The following is a 26,330-nucleotide window of genomic DNA, read 5'->3' as shown; positions in this document are numbered from 1 at the left end:
TTTTCCTTTCTTTGCATTTATGCCAGATCAAAAACAAATTTTAAGTACACTAAAAGAATATTTTGGATATGATAGTTTTAGACCATTACAAGAAGACATTGTAAATTCTATATTTAATGGTCATGATAACATTGTTATTATGCCTACTGGTGGTGGAAAATCTATCTGCTATCAATTACCTGCTTTACTTCTTTCTGGTATTACATTAGTTATTTCTCCATTGATTGCTCTTATGAAAGATCAGGTAGATGGACTAAAGTCTAATGGAATAGAAGCTGTATTTGTAAATAGTAGTCAAAACGAAAATGAACAACAAGAAATTTATCAAAAGATTCTTAATAAGGAGATTAAACTACTTTATGTCGCTCCTGAGAGTTTAAATTTCTTGGATTCATTATTATCGCAAATAGAAATAGGTTTAATAGCAATTGATGAAGCTCATTGTATATCCTCTTGGGGCCATGATTTTAGACCAGCATATACGCAATTAGGATATCTAAAAAGTCGATTTCCTGAAACACCATTGATTGCATTAACCGCTACGGCTGATAAAGCAACCAGACAAGATATTTGTCAACAACTTAATATTAAAAATGCTAAACAATTCTTAGCTTCTTTTGATCGTAAAAATTTAAGTCTAGAAGTTCGTCCTGGAAATAAAAGAATTGAACAGATACTTAATTTCTTAGAAGACAAACCTATTGATTCTGGTATTATCTACTGTTTAAGTAGAAAAACCACAGAAATGTTAGCAGAAAAACTACAGAGTCAAGGGTTTATTGCAGAGGCATATCACGCTGGTATTCCGCACGAAAAAAGAGCCAATGTACAAGAAGGTTTTATAAACGATAATGTCCAAATTGTATGTGCCACCATTGCATTTGGGATGGGAATTGACAAATCCAATGTACGATGGGTTATTCATTATAATTTACCCAAAAACATTGAAGGTTATTATCAAGAAATTGGTCGGGCAGGAAGAGATGGACTACCTTCTTCTACACTACTCTTTCATAGTTATGCGGATGTTGTGCAATTACAAAAATTTGCAACTACTTCTGGGAATCAAGAAGTCCAAATGGCAAAATTAGATAGAATGAAGCAATATGCGGATTCGCTAAGTTGCAGGAGAAAAATATTACTTAGTTATTTTGGAGAATTAATAGAAGAAGATTGTGGTAATTGTGATGTATGTAATAATCCTCCTAGTTTTATTGATGGTACTATCATTGCTCAGAAAGCTTTATCTACTGTTGCTAGAATTAAAGAAGAAGAGCCTATAGGAACTGTAATAGATGTATTAAGAGGTGCCCAGAATGCCGTGGTACTGGATAAAGGATATCAGCAACTTAAAACTTACGGGATAGCAAATGATATTTCTTGGCGAGATTGGCAACAATACATCATTCAATTAATAAATCAAGGATATTTGGAAATTGCTTTTCACTTAAATAACAAATTAAAACTTACTGAACTTTCTAAAAAAGTTCTTTTTGAAAATGAAAAAGTACGTCTTGCGAATCTTATCGAACTAGAAAAAATCAAAGAAAAGAATGTTGAGCAGACTAAAAAAGCTTCATCTAATACGCTATTTGATAAATTACGCGAATTACGTTTAAGTCTTGCCAAAGAAGCTGGTATTCCCGCTTATCAAATATTCAATGATGCGACTTTAAAAGAAATGGAAAAAGTAAGACCAATGAGTGATGATGAGTTTATGCAAATAAATGGAGTAGGAAAAATGAAAATGCAAAACTATGGATATCAATTCATTAAGACGATCATTAACTTTTCTACAGAAAAAACAAAGAAGAAGAAAAAATCAAACAAAAATAAAGGTAACTCTCATAAAGAAACCTTTAATTTATATAAACAAGGGTTATCAATAGAAGAAATCGCTCAAGAAAGAAAATTGGCGCAGTCAACTATTTTTTCTCATATCATGAAATTATTTAATGATGGAGAAGACATTGATTTAAAACAATTTGTTAGTAACGCTGATATTAAATCTGTAAAAGAAGCCAAAGAAACATTGGATAATCCCGATACTTTAAAACCATATTTTGAGCATTTTGAACAAGCAATGGATTATAACACTATTAAACTAGCACTAGCTGTTTTAGAAAACGATTAATTTTTTAAGATAGGAATCACTTGATAAAAAGGTCCTTGATCACAGCCATCTGCAAGGTGATCTAAACCTGTTTCTATTAAAAGAATATTATGTTTATCCGAAAATGAAACATTGATTATTGCTTGATATAGCAAACAGTTTTCCTTCATATCGATACCCCCATTACAACAAAAACCATGTGATGAAAGTCTTGGGATATCTATTTTTTGACTTTTATAAGTTTCTTTTTTTATTTTAAATCCAATAAAAGTGTTCTTATCTTCATCATAAATCTGATTAAACGTCGGAATTCTATTTAAAGTTGTATAACCCCCATTACTCAAGATTTTTAGGAGCTTTTCATAAACATTTTTTTGTTCTTCAACCGTATATTGAGTCGTTTCACTTCCCGGGGATAAAATAACTTCATCCAAAATCTTTCCATCCTTTATTCTTATCTTTTGTAGTTTTTCCTCGGTGGATATACAACAAGAATACTGGCTATATTTTACTAAATAATGCGATCCATCGTCAGAAATTGCTGGAAAATTATCCAATACTAAAATATCTCCATAAAAATCTATAATCGGTTTTAATGTTTCTTGAGCTTTAGACATTTTACCAATAAAAAATAGTATTGTAAATAAAAACTTCAGTTTCATATTTTAGTGATTAATAGCATACAGCAAATTTCTTACTGTAATCTAAAATATAAAACACCATAAACAGTGAAATCAGGTAATATTTAAAAGAATATCATCTACAATCGTCTTAGAGTCATTTACAATCGTTCCTAATATCCCTCCTAATTTATAATTATCAAAACCCACAAAAAACAATCCCTTATGCTTACCATCGGCGACAACTTGTTTAGGAATATTATATTCATCTAATAGCCCATCAGTGTTTTCTATAAAATCTTTTACTTTGGCTCTATATCCTGTCGCTAACACAACAATATCAAAATCTAATTTGGTATCATTTATTAATTGTACCCCATTTGGGTAAAATGATGCAATATCTCCTACTACTTTGATTTTCTTAGACTTAATTTGTTTAACAGTACCTAAATCTATAACAGGTGTCCTTCCTGTTTGTTTTAAATGATCAATTGGATCTTTTTTAGAAGATAAAATTCCATATTTAGAAAGATCTCCAATAACAATCTTGCGTACTTGTTTTCCAATCCATCTTCCTAAACCAAAGGGTAATCTCTCTAATTTCTTTGCAGTTAGCTGCACCGAACGACCATTAATATCTCTTGGTACAATAAGAAGAGAACTCCTGACAGAAATACTAACATCAATATTATGTTCACTTAAGTCTAGTGCTAATTCCGCACCTGTATTACCCATACCAATGATTAACACCTTCTTTCCTAAAAAAGGGATTGCATTTTTATAATTTCTACTATGGATAATATCACCTTTAAATTTTTCCTGACCTAGCCAAACAGGTAAAAAAGGAACTCTATTTATTCCTGTAGCGACAATGACATTTTTTGCTTGATAATTTTGTTCATCAGTTGTGATATGCCACAATCCATCTTCTTTCTTTACGGATTGTACTTCTATATTAAACTGAGGTTTTATATTGAAATGTTCTGCATAATTCTCATAGTATGCCACTAACCTAGCCCTAGGAACGTATCTAGGATACTCATCAGGGAACTCTAAATGAGGTAAACACGAAAGTTCTTTTACTGTATGCAATAAAAGTCTATCGTAGTGATGATGCCAACTATAAGCAATTTTATCTGTTTTTTCTATTATTTCAAAAGGAACATTTTGTTTAATAAAACGACCCGCAACTGCTAATCCAGCAGGCCCGGCACCAATAATCAAGTTTTCAATTACTCTTACATTCATAATCAGTTAAGAAATTGAGCTACCGTATCTATTTAGGATATTCTTTTTATTGTTAGTAGTAACAAAAGGGTCATTTATTGCTTTTTTAGCTAAAGTTTCGTGCGAATTTTGATCATAAAATAACTTATACATATCTTGGATTGATATCCCATCGGTATGTATTTCATGCGGAGTAAGTACATCACCAGTTTGTACTATCCCTGGAGTTAAAACTCTAAGATACACACCAGGTATCAATGCTGCAACAAACTGTTTTAAAACCGTTTGAGTCCCGAAACGCACACCCAATTTATAACAAGGTTGTCTGGGTTGCGAAACTTGTACCATTGCTTCTCCTAACGTATAAACACTTCCAATATTAATCAATCGTTCATCAAGCCCAAGAATCGTAAGGTTTTCTCCAAACATACCATAATCCCAATCTAGATCAGGGTATTTTTCTTTCCAATATGGATAATGTTCAGCAGCATATAAATAACAAGCCTTATCTACACCTCCATGAACACGCCGATCTACCACGTGATCACCTTTTACATCTTCTTTATCTAGATAAATAGGTTCATCAACTGGATATTTATAAATACCCGTTTTAACTTCTTTTCCTCTCCAAGAAATCGTTTTTGTTTCTCCAATATTAGTAGATACTACTTTCATTTAGTTATTCTTTTAGCTTTACAGTATTTAAAATCAACCCGGAACCAGGAACAATGTGCTCTAAAGTAATTTCTTCTTCCATAGGATTCAATGTTTTCTTAATAAAATTTATATCCACTTTACCTTTGCCTAAATCTAATAACACCCCCATCATTAATCTTATTTGGTTTCTTTTAAAACCCTCTCCTTTTACTCTAAACAAATAACTCGAATCTGGAAAAAAATTTGCTGTATATAAATCATTTTTTACAATTTCACATTGTATTATTTCTCCGTGTAAAATCGTATTTGCATTAGGTCTATGACAATAAGATCTAAAATTATGTCTCCCTTCAAATAGTTTTGCTGCCTCCATCATACTATTAATATCCAAATCTCCTATAATATTATACATAAAAGGAGCACTAAACGGATGAAATTTTTTCCCGTGGGAAAACAAGTATATATACTCTTTAATTTTTGGATGTTGTATAATATTAAAATGCTCATCTGTTTCCTGTACACTTATACCTCTGATATCTTGCGGTAGGTTTTGATTAAATAGCTCAAAAAAATCCTTTAGCACCAACGGTTTATGATCAACAAATAATTCTACATAAGCTTCATTTGCAGATACCTTTGCATCCGTTCGTCCAGCCGCTAATACTTTGAAATCCTTTGTCTCTAAGACATAATTAATGGTTCGTTCTACCATTCTTTGTAGCGTATTCACATTAGGCTGCTTTTGCCACCCATGATATCTAAAACCTAAATATTGTAGTTGAATAAGGTAATAGTATCGTTTTCTAAACATATTGATAATTATTTAAAAGTATTCGAATATAGATAAATTATGTATTTCATCGATAATAAGATGTTTTTTAATGAGTAAATAGTATAAAATCAACTTTATAAATTATTATATTTGAGTAAATCTAATTAATAATTTAAAAAATCAACTCAGTTATGGTTAAAGCAAAATATCAAGACGTTTTGGATTTAGGACAAGAATTAAATATCCAAAATGGTGATGTATCCGAAGAAAATGGGGTTCTTAAAGTAAAGGGAACTGCTAATACTCAATATGAGAAAAATCAACTTTGGGATAAAATAAAAGAAATCGGTGGCGAAGCTCCATCTGATATTGTAGCTGACATTGACGTAGCAGATGGTTCGGTATATCATAGACATACTGTAAAAAGTGGTGAATCATTAAGTAAAATTGCAAAGCATTACTACAAGGATCCTATGAAGTACAAAGAAATTTTTGCTGCGAACACACATATTCTAAAGAATCCCGATGTAATTCACCCAGATCAAGAATTAATTATCCCAAATCTATAGATTAGATAAACGTTATAACACATATATTAAAAAGATCGCTTTTGAAGCGGTCTTTTTTTTGTCTTTATAAGAAAATACTTTCATAGAATAAAAAAATGTGTAAATTTGAGGTTTTACCGTAAAAATGCCCCGCTAAAACTATCGAATAATTATGAAGTCGATTTTATTTTTATTTTTTCTAGCAGTTGCTATATCTGGCTATGGGCAAGTTTTATCCAAAACTAATATAATTTATGAGTCTAAAAAAACTGTTGTATTGAATAATGGAAAGGAATATCAAATAATAAAAGAAACTCCCTTATATGCAGTTTCTGATACTACAATACCGTTAAGATATAAGATCAAGGATAAAATTCTTATTTTAAACAGAGTTATTTTAGTAAAGAAAGCAGATACATCAAAGGAATTGATAGAATGGACTAAAGGAAAAATGTTATTCTACGAACTAAGAGAAGTTAACGCTTACTAATTGTTACTTTTTATTTATAGTTACATAGAAAAGGATATTATTTTTTCTCTTTAGCAATTGCTTTTTTAGCAATAGTAAGGATTTGCTCAAACTGTTCAACAAGTGTAAGATTTGAGTTATCAATTTCTATTGCATCTTCAGCTTTACGCAATGGAGAGTCTTTTCTTGTACTATCAATATGATCTCTATTAACTACATTTTTCAAAACATCCTCATAAGTAACATCTTCTCCGCGTTCTATAAGCTCTTTATATCTTCTTTCTGCCCTATCTTTGGAGGTAGCAGTCATAAATAACTTTAATTCTGCATTAGGAAAAACGACAGTACCAATATCTCTTCCATCCATTACAATACCTCTATTTTTCCCCATTAGTTGTTGTTGCTCAACTAACTTTCTTCGAACAGAAGATATTGCAGCTACAGGACTCACTTGTCTAGAAACCTTAAGTGTTCTAATTTCTTTTTCGACATTAACATCATTCAAAAACACTTCAGCTAAACCAGTAATAGCACTAACTTCGAACCTGATATTAATCAAATGAAGGTTTTGAATCAAGGCATCTTTATCAAAAGTATTTTCATCAATATAACCTTGATTCATAGCATACAATGTAACAGCGCGATACATCGCACCTGTGTCAACATATATATATCCTAATTCCCTTGCTAATTGTCTTGCAACTGTACTTTTACCAGTTGAAGAATACCCGTCTATTGCTATTATTATTTTGTGATTCACTATTGAAGATTTACATTAACACCAAAAGTACTGGACGAAGCCGCCGAATTATAACGGGCATATGAATAGGCAAACCTAAACTTCCCTAATTTTAAAGAAAAACCACCACTTAGTCCAGCAAAAGACCTTTGATCTTCTATTCTCAATTCTTCTGATCTTCTAAAATTATATCCTAAACGAATATTGAAACCACTTTCAGGAAAAAACTCTAACCCTACTACAACGTGGCGTAACGCATTATTTACAAAACTAGGATCATCGGCCTCTACATTTCCCTCGAGATCTGTAATATCTCTAGCTGGATTTCTAAAAGCAACATCCCAAACCTGAAGATTTTCTAATGTAAAATTCCATCTAATAGGTACATTTTTTAGAGTTTGAGCAATTCCCATATCTACAGATAAAGGTAAGTCCTCTCTAGTATTGTCATATGTAGTAAATTGGGTTCCAAGATTACGAACCGCAAAACCAAAATCAAACTTTGATTCTGGATTATGATAAATCAAACCTAAATCCAGCGCGCCTCCTAAAGAAGTGTATTCTTCTAATTTGGAAGAGATAAATTTACCACTCGCACCAACATGAAAATTTGAATTAGGAATTGTATATCCGTATCCAACTGAAATTGCTACTTCTCCAGCACCAAAATCACCAGTTTCATTTCCAAACTCATCAAATCCATCAAACTTACCATAATTGATATAAGTAATTCCAGCATGAAATACTCTTTGTTTTTCTCCGAATGCTTTTGCGTATGATACTGATCCATAATTAACATCAGCAATATAATTCACATAATTTATAGATAATTGATTATCCATTTCGATATTAATCGTAGCTGGATTAAGCATCGCCGAAGTAGGGTCCATATTATAACCAGTAACATACTTACCACCAAGCGCAGCCTGTTTTGGCGAAGAAACCAAATTCAAGAATTGATAAGTATACCTACCTCCTATCTGTGAATAGGTTAATGTGGTAAAAAAAATGATTACCAAAAATATATATCTACGCATCATTAGCAGCAAAAATAAAAGAAACTATCTGGAAAACGATAGTTAGCGACAAAAATTTTATAAGACATCAAATAAAACGGATAAGACCATCAAGAATGAACCAAATATTAACTTTATAAGTACAGATATATACATAGTACATCATATATTAAATTATTTGATTAATAGTACAGGTCAAAATACAATAAAACACATGTGGTTGAATATCAGTGTTTTAAAATACATCTAACAATATAATATGTATATCAGAGTTATAATGAATTAGCAACCCAAATGTATAACATCATTGTAGCGAATGATTTATTTATACAATGCTAATCGATACTAACTTAACACACAAACATGGGCTTTTTTGATTTCTTAACCAATAAGATAGCCGTAGATCTTGGTACAACTAACACATTAATAACTCATAAAGGTAAAATAGCAATAGATGCACCCTCAGTAATAGCAGTAAATAAAATTACAGGAAAAATAATCGCTGTTGGAAAAGAAGCGAGTTCAATGCGAGGCAAAATTCATAAAAATATAAAGACTTGTTATCCTTTAAGAAATGGAGTTATTGCTAATTTCGATCTATCAGAAAAAATGCTTAAGATTCTGATAAAGAAATTATCTGATATAAGTAGCGCTATTTTTATCAAATCATATAATATGATTATTGCAATACCTTGTGGGATTACCAAAGTAGAAATGCGAGCAGTAAAAGAATCTGCAAGACGATTAAATGCAAAAAAAATATATCTAATTTCGGAACCTATGGCAGCGGCTATAGGAGCTGGTATTGATGTATTACAACCAAAAGGTCATATGGTAATTGATATTGGAGGTGGTACCACAGAAATAGCTGTTATAACTCTAGGAGGAATAATTGCCGGTAAATCTGTAAAAATTGCTGGTAATGTATTTAACAATGATATCATACAGTACATAAGAGAGAAACACAACTTGCATATAGGCGAAAATACTGCTGAAAGTATAAAAATTAATATCGGATCTGCTGTAGATACTTTAGAAGTACCTCCTAAAAATACACCAATACAAGGAAGAGATATCTTAACTGGTAAACCTAAGCAAGCGTACATAACATATAAAGAAATATCTAAAAGTCTTGACAAATCAATAACACAGATAGAAAATCACATACTAGATACTTTATCTAATATACCTCCAGAAATATCTGCTGACATCTATAATACAGGTATATTTTTAACAGGTGGTGGTTCTTTGCTTCGTGGTCTAGACAAACGGTTTTCGGGAACTACAGAACTCCCAGTATACAAAGGAGATAATCCATTAGAAGTAGTTGTAAAAGGAAGTGATATTGTATTAAAAAATCTAGAACGATATACTAATGTATTAATTAGGAATATATAAATAGATTACTTTGTAAAATGATAATTATTTAACAAAGTAAAACATATTTATAAAATTAAATATGTATATTTGATTCGTGAATAAGGAACAAGTACTAGAAATAAATAAAGCATTAGCTAATTTAACGAGATTAGAAATTTTGAATTGGTTAAAAGATCCTGAATCTAATTTTCCTCCCCATTCAGAACTCGGTCATTTTGATTTTGGCGTATGTGGTCAATTTATTAAAGAAAAATCAGGTTTATCACAACCTACTATTTCTCACTACTTGGCTATTATGAATAAAGCAGGTTTATTAACTCCAACTAGACATGGGAAATGGACTTATTTCAAAAGAAATGAAAAAATTATACAACAATACATTGATGAAATAAAAGATAATTTATAAAAAATTTAGAACAACATATTTATAAAATTAAATATATAATTATGAAGATATTAATAATAGGATCTACAGGGACAATCGGCAAATCTATCTACGAATCCCTACAAGAACATCACCAGGTATATGGTGCACATAGAAACAGTCCCTCCTATCCCATTGACATTACCAATCAAGAATCAATCAGACAACTATTCGAAAAATTACCTAAACTAGATGCCGTTATAAATGCAGCTGGTACAGCATCCTGGAAATCACTATATGATCTTAAAGAAGAGGATTATTATCTCGGAATAAAAAGTAAATTAATGGGACAAGTAAACTTAGTACACATAGCAAAAGACTATATGAATGATCACGGCTCAATCACCCTAACTACAGGTATTTTAGCAGAACATTACGAACCTAACGCGGTAGCATTATCTTTAGTAAATGGTGCTATTCATAGTTTTGTTAATGCAGCTTCAAAAGAATTAAACAGAGGCATTCGTTTAAATACAGTAGCACCAGGAGCTATATCAGGTGACTTTCCTAAAGACAAGAAATTTGCAGGCTATTTTCCCGTAGAAATTGAAGATGTCGTGAAAATATATGAATACTCTTTGAATACAACTAATAGTGGACAAATTCTAAAAATATATTAAGCGTAAAAAAAAATAAACATCATACTCATTAAAAACATTATATCGGTTATAATAAGATCTCCACAAACCATTAAAAACTACTATCCATGAAAATTCCAATATATCAGATTGATGCCTTTACCCAAAAACTGTTCGGAGGAAATCCAGCGGCTATATGTCATTTACCTCATTGGTTAGATGACCAAACTTTGTTAAACATTGCGGTTGAAAATAATTTAGCAGAAACGGGTTATTTCGTAAAAAAAGAGGATATCTATGAAATTAGATGGTTTATGCCCTATGCAGAAATCGATTTATGTGGTCATGCAACTTTAGCTTCTGCATATGTCATTTTTAATTATATTGACACTGCAATTAGTGAAGTAGCATTTTCTTCTAAAAGTGGTATCCTAAAAGCTAAAAGAGAAGATAACGGGTCTATTACATTAGATTTTCCTTCTCGACCTCCACAACCTATTGATATTCCGAAAGAAGTATTTGAAGCTTTCCAATCCAAACCGTTAAAAGCTTTTGCGGGACGAGATCTAATTATCACTGTTGGTTCTGAAGATGAAGTATTAGCAGAAGAACCCAAGTTAGAGCTTCTGAAAGGACTCCCCTATTTATGTACCATAATCACTACTGAAGGTAAAAATTCGGATTTTGTATCTAGAGTATTCGATGCCAATCCTGAAATCCCTCTAGAAGATCCCGTGACTGGATCCGCACATTCTGCTTTAGTACCTTTTTGGGCAGAAAAACTAGGTAAAACAAAACTACTAGCCAAACAATTATCAAAAAGAGGTGGTGAGTTAGATTGTAAATTAGAGGGAGATCGTGTTTTTCTTAGCGGATATTCAGTTCCTTATTTAGTTGGTGAAATAAAAATATAAAAACAGATAAACTATGAAAACTATTGGATTAATTGGAGGTATGAGTTGGGAATCCTCTGCGGTTTATTATGAATTGATAAACAAAAAAATAAAGGATGAACTAGGCGGTTTTCATTCTGCAAAATCTATTATGGTTTCTGTTGATTTTGCAGAAATTGAAAAATTACAAAGAAAAGATGACTGGAATGGCTTAACTAAATACATGATCAAATCTGCAAAACAACTAGAAAATGCCGGAGCAGATTTAATAATTCTTTGTACTAATACAATGCACTTGTGTAGTGAAGAAATTGTTAAAAACATAACGATTCCCTTTCTACATATTGCGGATGCTACAGGAAAAAAAATTAAATCCAAAGGATTGCAAAAACTTGCACTTTTAGGTACTAAGTTCACCATGGAAAGAGATTTTTATAGAACAATTCATAAAAAATATGGAATTGATGTTATAATTCCAGATGTCGATGATAGAGAACTTATACATAAGGTTATTTATGAGGAATTAGTCCTTGGAAATATTCAAAGTAATTCAAGAGAAGTATATAAGCGTATCATAAAAGATCTAGAAAACAAAGGAGCAGAAGGTGTTATTCTTGGCTGCACCGAAATACCTTTATTAATAAAACAAGAAGACGTAGATATTCCAATATTCAATACTACAAAGATTCATGCAGAAAGAGCTGTAGAAATTGCATTAAAGAATTAATCAACAACAAAAATTGTCAAAAAAATCACCTTTTAAGAAAGTGAACGAATTTCGAAATAAACAGTGGGTTTATACCAAAAGACCTGAAAAACTGGTTGATCAACGTCATTATACATTAGAAGAAAATGTAATCTCTATTTCAGATGTAAAACTAGGAAAAGCCTTACTAAAGTCTGTATATTTTAGCATAGATCCATATATGCGGATCCAACAATCTAAACATAATACCTGGGAAGAGCCATATCCATTAAATACTGTTCAAGGCGGAGCGGTTGTTGCTCAAATAGTGGCCATTAATGATAATAGTTCCTCTTTAAAAAAGGGAGATTGGGTATTATCGTATACTGGTTGGCAGGAATATGCTATTACCGAAATTAGTAGTCTTCGTTTATTAGATCCTATTGATGTTTCTGTTACAACAGCTTTAGGTGTTTTAGGTATGCCTGCTCGTATTGCTTATTTTGGTCTTCTTGAAGCTGGTTTACCGAAGAAAGGCGAAACTATTGTTGTCTCTGGTGCTTCTGGAGCGGTCGGACAAATTGTAGTACAAATTGCCAAAATAAAAGGTTGTAAAGTTATCGGTATCGCAGGATCTGATGAAAAAACAAAATTTCTCAAAAAAACGATTGGCGTAGACGAAGTAATAAATTACAAGAATCATTCATCAGCAAAAGAAATGTCCCAAGAATTAAAGCGGGTATCACCTGAAGGAATAGATATATACTATGACAATGTAGGTGGTTATATCACCGATGCTGTTTTTGAACATATTAATATCAATGCTCGAATAGTTATTTGTGGACAAATATCCCAATACTCAGGTGGATTAGATACACCAGAAATGGGCCCAAGATTTCTGCATAAAATATTATACAAAAGAGCAACTATTACAGGAGTGCTTGCAAGAGATTATAATAATAGAATGGAAGAATTACTCCTAGAAATGACACCTTGGGTACAAAATGGTTTAATACAATATCAGGAAACTATTATACAAGGGTTTGAAAAACTACCTGAAGCATTAAATATGCTATTTCTTGGTAAAAATAAAGGAAAACTGATTGTAAAAATTTAAATACTATTATAAAAACATCTGATTGATTTTGGACCTTAATTTCCTTCCATAATCCTCCTGCAACCAATCTCTATAATTTTTTGTGCTTTTACTAATACAGTAAGAATATCTTCGTACGCGATATTCAATATCGTGTTCTAACAATTTACTAAGAATTCTGGCATCAAATACATCTTCGCTATTTTCTGCACACATCTTAGCATGTTGTTCTATTGATTTTTCTAAAACACTCTTACTACGTAGACCATATTTTTTCGTATTTGCATATTCAGCTTCAATATCAAAATCTATGTCTACAGAATTATTAAATTCTTTTCTTATTTCTTCTGGCATAACGTACTTAAAATTACGCTCTATTTCATCATCACTAACAAGGCTATCATAATAGAAATCAGGAGACCTAAATATCGTTTGCCAATCAATCTCTCCATTCCATAAACCAAAACGGGCAGTATTATTACCCATGTCAATAATAGAGAATTCTGGTTTTTTAGGCAATATTCTAGATCCTCTACCTATCATTTGAAAATATAATGTTAATGACTTAGTAGCACGGTTTAAAATAATAGTTTTTACCGTAGGTTCATCAAAACCAGTAGTTAAAATACTTACTGAAGTAAGGATTGCATCATCCGTATATTTAAACCATCTTAAAATATCTGCTCTTTCTTGCTTACTATTGGTGTTATCTAAGTGTCGTATCGGATATCCTGCTCTATTAAAAACATCATGAACCTGAATGGATGTATTGATTCCGTTATTAAAAATAAGTGTTTTTTGACCTTTTGCTCGTTCCTCATATGCTTTTAGCAACTTATCTTGCATCAGGGCATTTGTATACAAATCCTCTGAAGATTTGACCGTATAATCACCATTCATTCCTATTTTTAATGAACCAAGACCAACATCATAAGTATAAGTAACTGGTTTAGCTAAAAAACCTTTGCCTATTAGAGAATTGATAGTATCCCCTACTATTAACTCCCTGTAATTATCTTTCATTGGGAGTTTCATATTAGAACTTAAAGGAGTAGCGGTAACACCTAGAATAAAACAAGTATCAAAAAAGCGAAATAACTTTCTAAAAGAATTATAATGCGCTTCATCAATAATAACCATACCCACATTATCAATCTCCAGTTGATCATCATTAAGACGATTGTTGAGTGTTTCAACCATCGCTACAAAACACATATATTCGTGCTGATCTTCTAATTTTTTTACATTACTATTAATGATTTTATTCTTTACATTAAATTCTGTAAGCATATTAGATGTCTGATCACACAGTTCTATGCGGTGTGTAAGCACAACTACTTTTTTCTTAGTAGTTTCAATATATCTCCGAACAATTTCAGAAAATATTACCGTTTTACCTCCACCGGTCGGTAATTGATAAAGTAAATTATAATTTCCAGAAAATTCCTGCAAACGCCCAAAAATCTTATCGATATCTCTGGCCTGATAATCATATAGAACTTTTTGTTCTTTTTTTTCTATTTCAGAGGGATTTACCCGCATTTGCTCTCGATTAAAAATAAGCTACAAAATTAAACACTTTCTATACTTATATAAAAGATTTTATAAAATATATTTTGTTTTGTCTCACAATAGTTTCAAAAATGTTAATTATTCATAATATTCCTTACCACTTGCTTTGTTCTTTATAATTTTAAAATATAATCCACAATTAGTTCATGGCCAAGATTGACAAAGACCTAATACCAGTACAAGCTTTACTTATTCCTAAACCCATTCTATATACTGGAAAAATATTAAACTGGATTTCTCCTTTTTTAGCATCAAGGTTTGCTGCTCGGTTATTTCTAACTCCTTTTAAATACAAAAGACCTAAAAGAGAGGAAACAATGGCCATTCAAAGCATTAAAGAAAATGTGTCAATAAAAAAAATAAACAGAGAAATCATAGTTTATAATTATGGAGAATCCGACAAAAAGATTTTATTGGTTCATGGGTGGTCTGGCAGTGGAACTCAGCTTTCAATGATAGCCGATCAACTGCTAAAAACTGGGTACAGCACAGTAAGTTTTGATGCTCCTGCGCATGGACAATCTCCTGGAAAAAGAAGCAACATGATTCACTTCATTGAAACTATTTATCAATTAGAAAAAACTCATGGACCATTTCATGCTGCTATAGGTCATTCTTTGGGAGGAATGTCTTTATTAAGAGCAACTAAATTTGGTTTAGGGTTACAAAAACTAGTTATTATTGGAACTGCAAACAGTATAACGAAAATCACTAAGGATTTTGCCAAAAATTTGCAATTAGGAGATAAAACCGGCAAATTAATGAAACAATATTTTGATCAACATTATGGTGAGAACTTGGATAACTACTCTGGGGCAATTTCTGCCGAAGGTATAGAAACACCAACATTATTAGTCCATGATAAAAACGATGTAGATGTTCATTATAGCTCCGCAATTGAAATTGAAAGTAAATTAAAAAATGGAAAAATAATATTAACCGAAAAATTAGGTCATAGGAAAATTCTTGGAGATAAATCGATAATAAAGGAAATTGTGACATTTATCTCAGAATCATAAATCTTTTGTTATTGATTAACCTTATAAACGACTATATAGATACAAGAACTTTAATTTGAATAAAATGAAAAAAATTCTAATACTGTGCATCAGTATTTTAACAATAAGTTGTACAGGTACTGCTCAAAAAGACAATAAAAAAGAAAAGAAAGAATATGCTGTAAGTAAGACCAATAAAGAATGGAAAGAAATCTTAACTAACGATCAATATTATATTCTTAGACAAGCTGGAACAGAAAGACCTTTCTCTAGCCCATTAAATAAGGTATATGCTGCTGGAACATTTTATTGCGCGGCCTGCAAAACACCTTTGTATGAGAGTGAACATAAATTTGATAGTGGGACAGGTTGGCCTAGTTTTGATAGAGCTGTAAAAGGAAATGTAGATGTAGATACGGATTATAAACTTGGATATGCAAGAACTGAACTAGTATGCTCAACTTGTGGTGGACATTTAGGACACGTTTTTAATGATGGACCAAGAGAAACAACCGGAAAAAGACACTGCATTAATGGAGATGCTTTAGTATTTGAACCAAAAAAAAGATAAATAAATGAGTAAATATCCTTTTCATAAGACAGAAGAAGAATGGAAAAAAGAACTCACGGACGAACAATATAGGGTACTAAGACAAAAAGGTACAGAACGTCCTTTTACTGGAGAATACAATATTCATTCTGAAAATGGAACTTATAAGTGTATGGCCTGCCATACTCCTTTATTTATAAGTACATCAAAATTTGATTCTGGATGTGGATGGCCTAGTTTTGATCAATCTATAGAAGGAAGTGTTGAATATATAAAAGATACATCTCATGGAATGATTAGAACGGAAATTTTATGCGCAAACTGCGGGAGTCATTTAGGTCATATTTTTAATGATGGACCAACTGAAACTGGTCAGCGATATTGTGTAAATTCGGTAAGTATCGATTTCAATAAATCATAAAGACTATCAATTTTACACTTTGGAACACTTATTGATAGATAATTCTCATATCAGAAACAACAAATAATTACACATTATGAAAAAGATTTTTGCACTTTTATTTTTATCAACACTTGTATTCACTTCTTGCGTAAATGACGATGACGTAGATTTCGATACCATTGGAACAACTTTTGAATTTACCACAAATTTTAATCAAGCTAACGATTTCGGGCATCGTTTCTTTTTTAATGAAAATATTTTTGATTCAGATGTTGTACTAGTGTATAGATTAGAAGCTGTAGACAACAATTTAGATGTTTGGGAACCTTTACCAACAGCCACTATATTCTTAGATGATGGTAATGGCGGCGACATTACTGTTTTATATCGATTTAATTTCACTTCTGGTGATGTAGATGTATTATTAGAGAGTAATGCACCAGAACTGGTACCAGCAGACTTAACGAATAATCAAACATTTAGAGTTGTTGTGGTACCTGCATCTTTTGCAGAAAACACAGATATTGATTTATCAAATCTAGATGAAGTACAATCAGCATTGAACCTAGAATTCTAGGTAATTAAGAAATAAATATTATTCCTTATTATTCTAAAAAGATAAGGAAATTGAAAAAAAATTAACACTATCATTATGATAGTGTTTTTTTATGAATTTTATTAGGGTATAATTGTGAAAACGGAATCTGCAAAACCCTTTTTGATTAACCGAATTATCCGTAAATTCGTGTCTTCAAAAAATTCACATTTATGAGCGCATATGATATTATCGTATTAGGAAGTGGACCTGGTGGTTATGTTACCGCTATTAGAGCTTCTCAATTAGGGTTTAAAACTGCTATTATTGAAAAAGAGAGCCTTGGAGGTGTATGTTTAAATTGGGGATGTATCCCAACAAAAGCATTATTAAAAAGTGCACAGGTATTTGATTACCTAAAACATGCTTCTGATTATGGCTTAACAGTTGAAAAATTCGATAAAGATTTTGATGCAGTGGTAAAAAGAAGTCGTGGTGTTGCTGATGGAATGAGTAAAGGTGTTCAGTTTCTAATGAAAAAGAACAAAATTGATGTTATTGAAGGTTTTGGTAAATTAAAAGCTAACAATAAAGTAACCGTTACTGATAAAGATGGAAATGCATCTGATTATGAAGGAAAACATATTATAGTAGCTACAGGTGCAAGATCAAGAGAGTTACCTAATTTACCACAAGACGGTAAAAAAGTAATTGGATATAGAGAAGCTATGACCTTAGAATCTCAACCAAAGAAAATGATCGTAGTTGGTTCTGGAGCTATTGGTGTAGAATTTGCTCATTTTTATAACGCAATGGGAACAGAAGTAACCATTGTAGAATATTTACCAAATCTGGTACCATTAGAAGACGAAGAAGTATCAAAACAATTTGGAAGAAGCTTTAAAAAAGCTGGCATTAAGGTTATGACAAATTCTTCTGTAGAAAGTGTTGACACAAGTGGCGACGGAGTAAAAGCTACTGTAAAAACTAAAAAAGGAGAAGAAATTCTTGAAGCTGATATCGTATTATCAGCTGTTGGTATCAAAACCAATATTGAGAATATCGGTTTAGAAGAAATAGGAGTTGCTACAGATAGAGATAAAATTGTAGTGAATGACTGGTATCAAACAAATATTCCTGGTATTTATGCAATTGGGGATGTTGTTCCTGGCCCTGCACTAGCTCACGTAGCTTCTGCAGAAGGTATTACTTGTGTAGAAAAAATAGCAGGAATGCATGTAGAAGCAATTGATTATGGTAATATCCCAGGATGTACGTATGCTTCTCCAGAAATCGCTAGTGTCGGAATGACTGAAAATCAAGCAAAAGAAGCTGGATACGAAATCAAAGTAGGTAAATTTCCTTTCTCTGCTTCTGGTAAAGCAAGTGCTGCTGGAACTAAGGATGGTTTTGTGAAAGTGATTTTTGATGCTAAATACGGTGAGTGGTTAGGGTGTCATATGATTGGTGCCGGAGTTACTGATATGATCGCAGAAGCTGTATTAGGTAGAAAACTAGAAACTACTGGACACGAAGTACTAAAAGCAATACATCCGCATCCAACGATGAGTGAAGCTGTTATGGAAGCAGTTGCTGATGCTTATGACGAAGTGATACACTTATAATAAATAAGAGATATAACTATTAAATTAAAAAGCCTTATGAATACAAATTCATAAGGCTTTTTAATTATTCTTATTTACTATTTATTTGATCAAAAGATCTCCTTTTTTATATTTCTTTTTTTCTCTTCTTGTAAATTCAAAGAACATTACATCTTCATTAACTTGAACAGTATACATCTCTTTATCACCTAATTTCATAACACCATCATCAGTTAAGAAATTTGGATTTAAGTAAGTGCTTCTACTTTTTTTGTCTTTCAATTTTTTCTTAGTCTGATTATCAATCTTAATATCGGATAGATAAGAAATATTAAAATGTAAAACATTATTATTACTTCTATTTCCTTTTGCATCAAAAACTCCTAAAGTAGTTTGTGGATATACCGTTTGTCCAACTTTAACAAACACCCCATTTTTTGAAAAACCTTTATAAATTGCTATAGTGCCATCTTTATGTTCAATTAATACTTGATTTTTCTTGGAAGTAAAATGAGATAATGTATCTAATTTAAATTGATCTTTTACTTCAATTACTAACCCTTTTCGTACAGCAACTATAGTATCGCTATCTTTTGCTTTAAAAACAAAGGATTTCCAATTATCAGGAAGTTCAGAATCAAAATATTTCGTAGAAAGATTACTAGCTTCTTTAACTTTTATCTTACTTCCTTTTTTAAAGGGTAATGTATAAACAAAATCTTTCTTTACTTTAGGATTATATTTACCTCTAATATAACTTGTGGTATACCCATAAGCTATTCCTTCTTCTGGATTTCGTCGACGTAATTTTAGTACTATTCCCCTATTACTATCAACTGTTCCTATAAATTTTTGATTAAAAGATCTACCTCCATATGAAGTGATATCAGCATTTTCAAGTTTTGTAAATTCAATCATGACTGTATAACTACCAGGTTTTGATTTCTCATAAATGATATCTATACTTTTGTCGTTATTTCTTCTTGACTCTATATTGATAACTTTGGATTGTCCTTGTATTCCCAAAATTGCCGCAATAAAGAGTATATACGACATCATAGTATTTTTTACTTTCATTTAATATTCAATTACAAATTGGTTAACCAGTTTATTTTGAACAAAATTAATGAATTTTAACATTTCAACTTAAAAAAATTAACAGAAAAATATATTTAGTTACTTAGACTAAAATCATATCAAATCACAATACCAGAAGGAAGTATCCCAGCTTTTATCATCTTCGTTAGTAAAACAATTATCATCATCATCAACCGATGGAGTATAATTTCTTAATACCTTCTCTCCTATTTCAAAGTGTATTGGGTTATTAAAAATTGGGCCATCAAAAACAAAGGTATGGAACTCTCCATTTTCCCCACAAGGATCCACATTTTCTGGTAAATCATTTAAAAATGATTCATCAAGTATCCTTCCGCAAAAAGAATCATCAAGATATTTAGCATTTACACAAACAGTGATTGCTTTAAATCCTAGATTAATGAATTCTAATAATAGCTCTTTTGTATTTTTTTTCCAAAGTGGAAAAACCCCTTGAATTCCAATACTCCTTAGTTGATCTTCTCTATAAATCCGTAAATCCTCTAAAAAAATATCTCCAAAAACACAATGTGTATATCCTTCTGATTTTAAATTCATCACATTATCTTTCATTACCTCATTGTATGAAGCCATAGAAACATTCGCAGAAAGTTTTATTTTATGCAAAGGCAAATTTAGGCTTACTGCTTGGGCATCGAGAAGAGACTCTCTCAATCCATGCATGGATACTCTTTTAAAATCATCATTAATTGTAGTAACTAATTTCGTTATATTATACTCTTTTTGTTGTAACGTATAATATAATGCCAGTGAAGAATCCTTTCCACTACTCCAATTAAAATACGCTTTACACATCTTATAGAAAACTTTGGATCGCTAATGCATAACTCTGTAGACCAAAACCAAGAATAACACCTTTTGCATTTGGAGAAATATATGATTGATGTCTAAACTCCTCTCTGCTAAAAGTGTTGGAAATATGTACCTCAATAACAGGAACATCTACTGCTTTAATTGCATCACCAATACCAATGGAAGTATGTGTATAGGCTCCTGCATTTAGAATAACACCATCAAAAGTATCATTTGCTTCTTGAATTTTAGTAATTAACTCTCCTTCAATATTGGATTGAAAATATCCTAATTCAACATCTTTAAATCTCATTTGTAATTCTGAAAAAAAATCTTCAAAAGTCTGACTTCCGTATATACCGGGTTCTCTTTTGCCTAAAAGATTTAGATTAGGGCCGTTTAATAGTAAAAGTTTCATTCTTATTGTTCTCGTATGATTCTTCGATTATCTTTAGTTTTAAACAAATATCCCACGGATAATTGTGCAACTGAATTTCTATTGGTAATATCTATAACTCCAGTATCATTGATGTTTGTTAATCCTAAATTATATCTAAGTTGAAAAAACAAACCACTCTCTAGCTTATAACCTGCGCCCACTGCCCAGCTAAAATCAAAATCATTGAAAGCATCAAAAAACGGGTCATTATCAGCTACATCATCATTTCCTACTGTCGTTAAAATTGAAAATTGTGGTCCTGTTTCTAGACTAATTTTTTCTGTAACGTAGAATTTGGTTACAATAGGTAATGAAATATAATTTAAGCTAATCTTCTGTTCCTGTCCAGCTACTTCTGCCTTATATCCTTGTGCCGAATATAACAATTCTCCTTGAATATAAAATGTACTAGAAATGGGATATTCAACCAATGCCCCAAGATGTATCCTCACTCTCCCACTAGTATCATCGGCATCACCAAGAATACTACTATAATTTACACCTCCTTTAAAACCTGCACGAGCATATAATGGGTCTTCATCAGAAATTTTCTGAGCATTTACAGAAATGAAACTAAAAATAATTACAATGAGAATAAAAACATTTCTTTTCATAATCTAATAATAAGTTGATACTCAAAAGTAGCTTTATTTTTTATAACCATATGTAAGTAACTAAAAAAACTACAATCAATAACTAGATAAAACCTATTATAGAAGATGAAAGTAAATTAATATTCAAAATTTAACAATCTATTAATTACTGAGCGCTAGAATATTAGATTTTACAAGGAAAAAATATTAAAAAAAAACAGAAAAATTGAGTAACAAAATCATCATCAATGTAACTAATGGGAGTATTAACAAATAAACAAACATTATGAAAAAATTGATTTTAACTGCAATTGCAGTATTCACACTAACTTTTGTCAACGCACAAGATGGAGGTTTCGCTAAAGGAGATATTTTTGTTTCTGGATCTTTTGGTTATAACTCTACATCTACAGGAGACATTAAAAATAACTCATTCGAATTTACTCCGAGAGTAGGTTTCTTTGTGTCAGAAAATATAGCTGTTGGTGCTAGACTAGGTTTTACTACTAGTAAACAAGAAGCTCCTTTTACTGAAGACATAAAAAATAATTCTTTCAATGCGGGAGCCTTTGGACGTTACTATTTTACACCTTCTAGTAAATTTTCTGTGTTCGGTGAAGTAGCTTTTGAATATGCTAGTTCGAAACAAGAGCAAGGAACTGGTGAACTTAAAATAAATGGGTTTGGACTTAATGTAGGTCCTGGTGTAAGCTATTTCTTAAGTGACAACTTTGCACTTGAAGCTTTCTGGGGAGCATTAGCATATGCAACTGCAAAACCAGATATTGATGGTGCTGATTCTACTAATGCAGTAAGTGTAGGTTTAGATCTAGATGATATCAACTTAGGTTTAGTATACAAGTTTTAATATAGAACATATATAAATTTTAAACTCCATCATATGTGAAATTATGATGGAGTTTATTTTTTAACAATAAATAACTCTTTTTTCATCCCCTATTTTCAGGAATAATCTTATTTAAAATCTACCTGAAAACAGTGATTTTTTTCATGAATAGCTGATATACATTTGTTTCAACTTTAAACAAACAATGATCATGAAAAAATTAATTCTAACTGCTCTTGCAGTATGCAGTTTAACATTTGCCAATGCTCAGGATGGGGAGCAAACTTCTAAAGGAAAATGGCTAATTGAAGCCAATACTAATTTTGGCGCTGCTCACACAGCCAACACTGGTATACAATTCACTACTTTTTCTGACGATGCAGGATCCATTTTTAATATTGGATTAGAAGGTGGATATTTTATTATCGACAATTTAGCCTTAAAAGCTGGATTAGGATATGGATCAATTAAAGCTAATTCTGATGCTGATGCAGTTGATAGGTTTAGTTATAAAATTGGTGCTAAATATTACGTTATAGGGTCTATACCTGTACAAATAGATTACAGTGGTATCAGTAGCGATGCCGATGAAGATCCTTCTTACTTTGGTATTCAAGGTGGGTATGCTTTTTTCATTGGAGACAATGTTAGCATTGAGCCTGGAGTAAGATATAATTTAAGTTTAAATGATGATTTCTATACGGATGCATTCCAACTTAATATTGGATTTGCTATTCACTTATAAAAACTAACTTTTAAAAATTTATTAAACCATCCTGATTAGATCAGGATGGTTTTTCTTTTTATATTAGAAAAATGAAATGGAGTCACGCCATAAAAGACTATGAACATTATCTAAAAATAGAAAGAGGACTTTCTGATAATTCCATCATTAACTATAATCTTGATATTCAAAGACTAATCAAATATCTAGAAGCACACGATATACAAAAGACTCCATTATCCATAAAAAAAGATATACTACAACAATTTATATATGAAACCGCAAAACTAGTAAATGCTAGATCACAGGCCCGAATCATATCTGGATTAAAAAGTTTTTTTAATTATTTAGTTTTTGAAGATTATAGAGATACAAATCCAATGGAACTTATAGAAGCTCCTAAAATTGGAAGAAAACTACCCGATACTTTATCATTAGAAGAAATAGATTTAATTATTTCTAAGGTAGATTTAAGCAAAGCTGAAGGAGAGCGTAATCGAGCCATTATCGAAACACTTTATGGTTGTGGATTAAGAGTTAGCGAATTGATCAATATAAAACTCTCGGATCTTTTCTTTGATGAAGGTTTTATTAGTATCACTGGTAAAGGTGATAAACAAAGATTTGTTCCTATTGGAGATGTAACACATAAATACATCAATATTTACAAGGATGAAATAAGAACTCATCTAAACATTCAGAATGGACATGAAGATACTTTGTTTTTAAACAGAAGAGGAAAACAACTTACACGAGCGATGATTTTTACCATTGTAAAAAGACTTGTTGAAAGAGCTGGAATTCATAAAAATATAAGTCCACATACCTTCAGACATTCTTTTGCTACTCATTTATTAGAAAACGGAGCAGACCTTAGAGCTATTCAATTAATGTTAGGTCATGAAAGTATTACGACTACAGAAATATATATGCATATGGACAGAAGCCATCTTAGTGAGGTAATTAATACGTTTCATCCAAGAAGATAGTATGATTTTGAATACCTTAAGAAAACACATTACCTATATCCTATTTTTAAGTTGCTCTTTAATCTATTCGCAACGCTTCAGTGCAGATGGGGGTATCATGCTTAAGGCAGAAATTACTATTGGCAGTCAAAATCAATGGTTAAAACTAGGAGCTTATGGTTTTGGAATTTTAAACTATGGAGATATTTCTATGGAAAGTGGATTATCTTTTGCTTCTTATCAATTCTTAAAACGACACACTGTTAATGATTCTGGACTCGCATATTCTTATGAATTTTTTGCATTAGCTGGTATTGGTAAAAACAGTAATTTACTGGGATCATCTATTTCTAACCTAAACACTACCCTTATATTTAACCCTAATGGAAAAGGTGGTTTTAATGGTTTAGGCTTTGGTTTTAGTAAAGATTATCTTCCTAAATCTTTGAAATCATATGGGCTAAGACGTGGAGCATTTCTTATGCGATTTAGTAATGCAAATCATAATATCCATTTCGCCTTTCAGAATGATTTTAGTATTGGACTATTTAAGGGAGCAGGGACCGATTATGGTGTCACAGGTTCTTTGGACATTGGTTTTACTAAAATCATTGATCCGCAAACAATACAAAAATTTGGGATTGGTATTGATTTATTTACACCAAGACCTGATTATAGTCAATCACCTAGAAATCAAATAAACTCTGATGATGGGCGTAAAAACGTATGGTTTACACTACCTCCATTTAAAGAGCTTTTTTATGGAAACTTATACGGATATGTAACGCATCAAGAAAATGATTTTTCGATACATTCTAAACTAGGAATTAATAGCCAAAAAGCAGGAGCATATATACAAAACATACTGCATGATGGTTTAGGGCTAAATCCTAGATTCCCTTGGTTAGTAGAAACCAAAGATAAAATCTATATAGAAGTAAGCGGAAATGTATTTTATAAAACGACTACAGATGATTAAAAAACAACTCTTATATCACCTGTGTTTTCTATTGCTATGCAGTAGCTGTAATACTTACACCACATTTTATAGTAAAACTCATATAGAAATCGATTCAGAGAAGTTCTCAAAAATCCATCGTTTAGACCTAAGCAATCAAAAACTTAAAGAATTACCTAACTCAATTACCAAATTAAAAGATCTTAGAATGATTAATCTAAGTAATAACAAGAACTTAGATATTGACAGTAGTCTTCGTCTGCTTTCTGTTCATAAAAACCTCGAAGTTTTAATTTTAGATAGCTTAGGCATTAAAACTATTCCTGAATCCATTAAACTATTCCCTAAACTAAAGCAGATTTCATTAATAAATAATCCAGGCATTGATCTCTCGCAAATACTACAGCAAATTTCTGAATTACCCATTGAGTTTTTAAACCTAAAAAATAACCAGCTTACTAAAATTCCTGAGAATATAACAGCTATTAATACACTAAGAGATCTAAATTTATCATATAATGAAATAGACGATGCAGAAAGTTATTCTTATTTAGGAAAATTACCTGATCTGTATTCTTTATGGATAGATCATAATAACCTAAAGAAGCTACCAAACACCATTAGTAAACTTAATCAAATACGATTTTTCTATATAGATCATAATGATTTAAAAACGCTTCCTGATCAATTAAAAGAAATGAAAAATGTGTGGGTAATACATGCAGGGTTTAACAAATTTAAAGAGCTCCCAAGTGTTTTTTCCAGTATGAAATCTTTACTTATGGTACACATTAATAATAATGAGATTGTATCAATCCCTACTACCTATGAAACTGAAAAATATCCATTAGCGGGATTAATTTTGGATAACAACCCATTATCTCAAGAAGAGATCACAAAAGCTAAAGAAACTTTCAAGGGATTCTTCTTACTATCGTTCAAACAAAAGAATTATAAATAAAAAGACTCTCGAAAAAACGAGAGTCTTTTTAGTATTCTTGTTATATCTTA

30 protein-coding genes are annotated in these 26,330 nt (G+C 31.3%); 19 read left to right on the top strand and 11 right to left on the bottom strand.

Features of this window, described 5'->3' with window-relative positions:
- The first annotated feature begins 19 nt into the window (after nt 1-19).
- Nucleotides 20-2,134 (top strand): DNA helicase RecQ, encoded by a 2,115-nt coding sequence (recQ, locus tag NMK29_RS08095; RefSeq protein WP_108804369.1) that lies wholly within the window; start codon nt 20-22, stop codon nt 2,132-2,134.
- Here the strand turns inward: recQ and NMK29_RS08090 are convergent.
- The 4 genes from NMK29_RS08090 to NMK29_RS08075 form a co-directional block, all read right to left on the bottom strand.
- Nucleotides 2,131-2,775: a hypothetical protein gene (locus NMK29_RS08090; RefSeq protein WP_108804370.1), complete on the bottom strand. Its 645-nt coding sequence runs from the start codon at nt 2,773-2,775 to the stop codon at nt 2,131-2,133. The genes recQ and NMK29_RS08090 overlap by 4 nt on opposite strands.
- Before the next feature lie 72 nt (nt 2,776-2,847).
- A complete protein-coding gene (locus NMK29_RS08085; protein WP_108804371.1) occupies nt 2,848-3,981 on the bottom strand; it encodes an NAD(P)/FAD-dependent oxidoreductase in 1,134 nt (377 codons plus the stop codon).
- Nucleotides 3,982-3,987: 6 nt separating this feature from the next.
- The gene (locus tag NMK29_RS08080; protein WP_108804372.1) at nt 3,988-4,635 is read right to left on the bottom strand and encodes an MOSC domain-containing protein; all 648 of its coding nucleotides are present in this window, start codon (nt 4,633-4,635) and stop codon (nt 3,988-3,990) included.
- A 4-nt stretch (nt 4,636-4,639) separates the two neighbouring features.
- Nucleotides 4,640-5,428 (bottom strand): tRNA pseudouridine(38-40) synthase TruA, encoded by a 789-nt coding sequence (locus NMK29_RS08075; protein WP_108804373.1) that lies wholly within the window; start codon nt 5,426-5,428, stop codon nt 4,640-4,642.
- Between the two features lie 152 nt (nt 5,429-5,580).
- Between NMK29_RS08075 and NMK29_RS08070 the strand changes: the two genes are divergently transcribed.
- Nucleotides 5,581-5,958: a LysM peptidoglycan-binding domain-containing protein gene (locus NMK29_RS08070; protein WP_027391321.1), complete on the top strand. Its 378-nt coding sequence runs from the start codon at nt 5,581-5,583 to the stop codon at nt 5,956-5,958.
- A 151-nt stretch (nt 5,959-6,109) separates the two neighbouring features.
- The gene (locus NMK29_RS08065) at nt 6,110-6,427 is read left to right on the top strand and encodes a hypothetical protein (RefSeq protein WP_108804374.1); all 318 of its coding nucleotides are present in this window, start codon (nt 6,110-6,112) and stop codon (nt 6,425-6,427) included.
- A gap of 37 nt (nt 6,428-6,464) precedes the next feature.
- On the opposite strand, the gene cmk is transcribed toward NMK29_RS08065, so the two are convergent.
- Nucleotides 6,465-7,166, bottom strand: a complete 702-nt coding sequence (gene cmk / locus NMK29_RS08060; RefSeq protein ID WP_108804375.1) for a (d)CMP kinase — start codon at nt 7,164-7,166, stop codon at nt 6,465-6,467.
- Nucleotides 7,166-8,182 carry a type IX secretion system protein PorQ gene (porQ, locus tag NMK29_RS08055; RefSeq protein ID WP_027391317.1) on the bottom strand — a complete coding sequence of 339 codons (1,017 nt, stop codon included), beginning with the start codon at nt 8,180-8,182 and terminating at the stop codon, nt 7,166-7,168. Before porQ ends, cmk begins: the two co-directional genes overlap by 1 nt.
- A 342-nt stretch (nt 8,183-8,524) precedes the next feature.
- Between porQ and NMK29_RS08050 the strand changes: the two genes are divergently transcribed.
- The 6 genes from NMK29_RS08050 to NMK29_RS08025 all read left to right on the top strand — a co-directional run bounded on the left by NMK29_RS08050 (nt 8,525) and on the right by NMK29_RS08025 (nt 13,238).
- On the top strand, nt 8,525-9,559 hold the full coding sequence (locus tag NMK29_RS08050) for a rod shape-determining protein (RefSeq protein WP_108804376.1): 1,035 nt from the start codon (nt 8,525-8,527) through the stop codon (nt 9,557-9,559).
- Between the two features lie 76 nt (nt 9,560-9,635).
- The gene (locus NMK29_RS08045; RefSeq protein ID WP_108804377.1) at nt 9,636-9,947 is read left to right on the top strand and encodes a helix-turn-helix transcriptional regulator; all 312 of its coding nucleotides are present in this window, start codon (nt 9,636-9,638) and stop codon (nt 9,945-9,947) included.
- A 41-nt stretch (nt 9,948-9,988) separates the two neighbouring features.
- Nucleotides 9,989-10,585 (top strand): short chain dehydrogenase, encoded by a 597-nt coding sequence (locus NMK29_RS08040; RefSeq protein ID WP_108804378.1) that lies wholly within the window; start codon nt 9,989-9,991, stop codon nt 10,583-10,585.
- Between the two features lie 86 nt (nt 10,586-10,671).
- On the top strand, nt 10,672-11,457 hold the full coding sequence (locus tag NMK29_RS08035) for a PhzF family phenazine biosynthesis protein (RefSeq protein WP_108804379.1): 786 nt from the start codon (nt 10,672-10,674) through the stop codon (nt 11,455-11,457).
- 13 nt (nt 11,458-11,470) lie between these two features.
- Entirely contained in the window at nt 11,471-12,163 is a 693-nt protein-coding gene (locus NMK29_RS08030; protein ID WP_108804380.1) for an aspartate/glutamate racemase family protein, read from the top strand.
- 13 nt (nt 12,164-12,176) lie between these two features.
- On the top strand, nt 12,177-13,238 hold the full coding sequence (locus NMK29_RS08025) for an NADP-dependent oxidoreductase (RefSeq protein ID WP_199915053.1): 1,062 nt from the start codon (nt 12,177-12,179) through the stop codon (nt 13,236-13,238).
- Between the two features lie 6 nt (nt 13,239-13,244).
- Here the strand turns inward: NMK29_RS08025 and NMK29_RS08020 are convergent, their stop codons facing one another.
- Nucleotides 13,245-14,759, bottom strand: a complete 1,515-nt coding sequence (locus tag NMK29_RS08020; RefSeq protein ID WP_108804382.1) for a DEAD/DEAH box helicase — start codon at nt 14,757-14,759, stop codon at nt 13,245-13,247.
- 176 nt (nt 14,760-14,935) lie between these two features.
- Here NMK29_RS08020 and NMK29_RS08015 point away from each other — a divergent pair, with 176 nt between their 5' ends.
- The 5 genes from NMK29_RS08015 (at nt 14,936) to lpdA (ending at nt 18,900) form a co-directional block, all read left to right on the top strand.
- Nucleotides 14,936-15,808, top strand: coding sequence for an alpha/beta hydrolase (locus NMK29_RS08015; RefSeq protein ID WP_108804383.1), 873 nt, complete (start codon nt 14,936-14,938; stop codon nt 15,806-15,808).
- 64 nt (nt 15,809-15,872) lie between these two features.
- On the top strand, nt 15,873-16,358 hold the full coding sequence (gene msrB, locus NMK29_RS08010; protein WP_108804384.1) for a peptide-methionine (R)-S-oxide reductase MsrB: 486 nt from the start codon (nt 15,873-15,875) through the stop codon (nt 16,356-16,358).
- A 4-nt stretch (nt 16,359-16,362) separates the two neighbouring features.
- On the top strand, nt 16,363-16,758 hold the full coding sequence (gene msrB / locus NMK29_RS08005; protein WP_108804385.1) for a peptide-methionine (R)-S-oxide reductase MsrB: 396 nt from the start codon (nt 16,363-16,365) through the stop codon (nt 16,756-16,758).
- Between the two features lie 76 nt (nt 16,759-16,834).
- The gene (locus NMK29_RS08000) at nt 16,835-17,317 is read left to right on the top strand and encodes a hypothetical protein (protein WP_108804386.1); all 483 of its coding nucleotides are present in this window, start codon (nt 16,835-16,837) and stop codon (nt 17,315-17,317) included.
- Between the two features lie 191 nt (nt 17,318-17,508).
- The gene (gene lpdA, locus NMK29_RS07995) at nt 17,509-18,900 is read left to right on the top strand and encodes a dihydrolipoyl dehydrogenase (protein WP_108804387.1); all 1,392 of its coding nucleotides are present in this window, start codon (nt 17,509-17,511) and stop codon (nt 18,898-18,900) included.
- Between the two features lie 81 nt (nt 18,901-18,981).
- Here the strand turns inward: lpdA and NMK29_RS07990 are convergent, their stop codons facing one another.
- From NMK29_RS07990 to NMK29_RS07975, 4 genes are all read right to left on the bottom strand, one after another.
- Nucleotides 18,982-19,935, bottom strand: a complete 954-nt coding sequence (locus tag NMK29_RS07990) for a M23 family metallopeptidase (RefSeq protein ID WP_159092287.1) — start codon at nt 19,933-19,935, stop codon at nt 18,982-18,984.
- Nucleotides 19,936-20,070: 135 nt separating this feature from the next.
- The gene (locus NMK29_RS07985; RefSeq protein WP_108804389.1) at nt 20,071-20,793 is read right to left on the bottom strand and encodes a diphthine--ammonia ligase; all 723 of its coding nucleotides are present in this window, start codon (nt 20,791-20,793) and stop codon (nt 20,071-20,073) included.
- 1 nt (nt 20,794) lies between these two features.
- A complete protein-coding gene (gene aroQ / locus NMK29_RS07980; RefSeq protein WP_027391304.1) occupies nt 20,795-21,208 on the bottom strand; it encodes a type II 3-dehydroquinate dehydratase in 414 nt (137 codons plus the stop codon).
- Nucleotides 21,209-21,210: 2 nt separating this feature from the next.
- Complete coding sequence (locus tag NMK29_RS07975; RefSeq protein ID WP_108804390.1) at nt 21,211-21,843, bottom strand: porin family protein; 633 nt, start codon at nt 21,841-21,843, stop codon at nt 21,211-21,213.
- 265 nt (nt 21,844-22,108) lie between these two features.
- On the opposite strand from NMK29_RS07975, the gene NMK29_RS07970 reads away from it, so the two are divergent.
- The 5 genes from NMK29_RS07970 to NMK29_RS07950 all read left to right on the top strand — a co-directional run bounded on the left by NMK29_RS07970 (nt 22,109) and on the right by NMK29_RS07950 (nt 26,280).
- Complete coding sequence (locus NMK29_RS07970) at nt 22,109-22,690, top strand: outer membrane beta-barrel protein (RefSeq protein WP_108804391.1); 582 nt, start codon at nt 22,109-22,111, stop codon at nt 22,688-22,690.
- Nucleotides 22,691-22,880: 190 nt separating this feature from the next.
- The gene (locus NMK29_RS07965; protein ID WP_027391302.1) at nt 22,881-23,414 is read left to right on the top strand and encodes a hypothetical protein; all 534 of its coding nucleotides are present in this window, start codon (nt 22,881-22,883) and stop codon (nt 23,412-23,414) included.
- Between the two features lie 71 nt (nt 23,415-23,485).
- Complete coding sequence (gene xerD, locus NMK29_RS07960; RefSeq protein WP_108804392.1) at nt 23,486-24,382, top strand: site-specific tyrosine recombinase XerD; 897 nt, start codon at nt 23,486-23,488, stop codon at nt 24,380-24,382.
- 1 nt (nt 24,383) lies between these two features.
- Nucleotides 24,384-25,340 (top strand): hypothetical protein, encoded by a 957-nt coding sequence (locus NMK29_RS07955; RefSeq protein ID WP_108804393.1) that lies wholly within the window; start codon nt 24,384-24,386, stop codon nt 25,338-25,340.
- Nucleotides 25,333-26,280: a leucine-rich repeat domain-containing protein gene (locus NMK29_RS07950; protein WP_159092288.1), complete on the top strand. Its 948-nt coding sequence runs from the start codon at nt 25,333-25,335 to the stop codon at nt 26,278-26,280. Before NMK29_RS07955 ends, NMK29_RS07950 begins: the two co-directional genes overlap by 8 nt.
- The last annotated feature ends 50 nt before the right edge of the window (nt 26,281-26,330 follow it).

The organism is Aquimarina sp. Aq107 (assembly GCF_943733665.1).
In the GTDB taxonomy this organism is placed as follows: domain Bacteria; phylum Bacteroidota; class Bacteroidia; order Flavobacteriales; family Flavobacteriaceae; genus Aquimarina.
This window is presented reverse-complemented; position numbering and strand designations above follow the sequence as displayed.

Bases quoted from the DNA above. Each gene is read 5' to 3' on its own strand.
- recQ (WP_108804369.1), top strand. From the start codon at position 20: ATGCCAGATCAAAAACAAATTTTAAGTACACTAAAAGAATATTTTGGA.
- NMK29_RS08090 (WP_108804370.1), bottom strand. From the start codon at position 2,775: ATGAAACTGAAGTTTTTATTTACAATACTATTTTTTATTGGTAAAATG.
- NMK29_RS08085 (WP_108804371.1), bottom strand. From the start codon at position 3,981: ATGAATGTAAGAGTAATTGAAAACTTGATTATTGGTGCCGGGCCTGCT.
- NMK29_RS08080 (WP_108804372.1), bottom strand. From the start codon at position 4,635: ATGAAAGTAGTATCTACTAATATTGGAGAAACAAAAACGATTTCTTGG.
- NMK29_RS08075 (WP_108804373.1), bottom strand. From the start codon at position 5,428: ATGTTTAGAAAACGATACTATTACCTTATTCAACTACAATATTTAGGT.
- NMK29_RS08070 (WP_027391321.1), top strand. From the start codon at position 5,581: ATGGTTAAAGCAAAATATCAAGACGTTTTGGATTTAGGACAAGAATTA.
- NMK29_RS08065 (WP_108804374.1), top strand. From the start codon at position 6,110: ATGAAGTCGATTTTATTTTTATTTTTTCTAGCAGTTGCTATATCTGGC.
- porQ (WP_027391317.1), bottom strand. From the start codon at position 8,182: ATGCGTAGATATATATTTTTGGTAATCATTTTTTTTACCACATTAACC.
- NMK29_RS08050 (WP_108804376.1), top strand. From the start codon at position 8,525: ATGGGCTTTTTTGATTTCTTAACCAATAAGATAGCCGTAGATCTTGGT.
- NMK29_RS08040 (WP_108804378.1), top strand. From the start codon at position 9,989: ATGAAGATATTAATAATAGGATCTACAGGGACAATCGGCAAATCTATC.
- NMK29_RS08035 (WP_108804379.1), top strand. From the start codon at position 10,672: ATGAAAATTCCAATATATCAGATTGATGCCTTTACCCAAAAACTGTTC.
- NMK29_RS08030 (WP_108804380.1), top strand. From the start codon at position 11,471: ATGAAAACTATTGGATTAATTGGAGGTATGAGTTGGGAATCCTCTGCG.
- NMK29_RS08020 (WP_108804382.1), bottom strand. From the start codon at position 14,759: ATGCGGGTAAATCCCTCTGAAATAGAAAAAAAAGAACAAAAAGTTCTA.
- NMK29_RS08015 (WP_108804383.1), top strand. From the start codon at position 14,936: ATGGCCAAGATTGACAAAGACCTAATACCAGTACAAGCTTTACTTATT.
- msrB (WP_108804384.1), top strand. From the start codon at position 15,873: ATGAAAAAAATTCTAATACTGTGCATCAGTATTTTAACAATAAGTTGT.
- msrB (WP_108804385.1), top strand. From the start codon at position 16,363: ATGAGTAAATATCCTTTTCATAAGACAGAAGAAGAATGGAAAAAAGAA.
- NMK29_RS08000 (WP_108804386.1), top strand. From the start codon at position 16,835: ATGAAAAAGATTTTTGCACTTTTATTTTTATCAACACTTGTATTCACT.
- lpdA (WP_108804387.1), top strand. From the start codon at position 17,509: ATGAGCGCATATGATATTATCGTATTAGGAAGTGGACCTGGTGGTTAT.
- NMK29_RS07990 (WP_159092287.1), bottom strand. From the start codon at position 19,935: ATGTCGTATATACTCTTTATTGCGGCAATTTTGGGAATACAAGGACAA.
- NMK29_RS07985 (WP_108804389.1), bottom strand. From the start codon at position 20,793: ATGTGTAAAGCGTATTTTAATTGGAGTAGTGGAAAGGATTCTTCACTG.
- aroQ (WP_027391304.1), bottom strand. From the start codon at position 21,208: ATGAAACTTTTACTATTAAACGGCCCTAATCTAAATCTTTTAGGCAAA.
- NMK29_RS07975 (WP_108804390.1), bottom strand. From the start codon at position 21,843: ATGAAAAGAAATGTTTTTATTCTCATTGTAATTATTTTTAGTTTCATT.
- NMK29_RS07970 (WP_108804391.1), top strand. From the start codon at position 22,109: ATGAAAAAATTGATTTTAACTGCAATTGCAGTATTCACACTAACTTTT.
- NMK29_RS07965 (WP_027391302.1), top strand. From the start codon at position 22,881: ATGAAAAAATTAATTCTAACTGCTCTTGCAGTATGCAGTTTAACATTT.
- xerD (WP_108804392.1), top strand. From the start codon at position 23,486: ATGAAATGGAGTCACGCCATAAAAGACTATGAACATTATCTAAAAATA.
- NMK29_RS07955 (WP_108804393.1), top strand. From the start codon at position 24,384: ATGATTTTGAATACCTTAAGAAAACACATTACCTATATCCTATTTTTA.
- NMK29_RS07950 (WP_159092288.1), top strand. From the start codon at position 25,333: ATGATTAAAAAACAACTCTTATATCACCTGTGTTTTCTATTGCTATGC.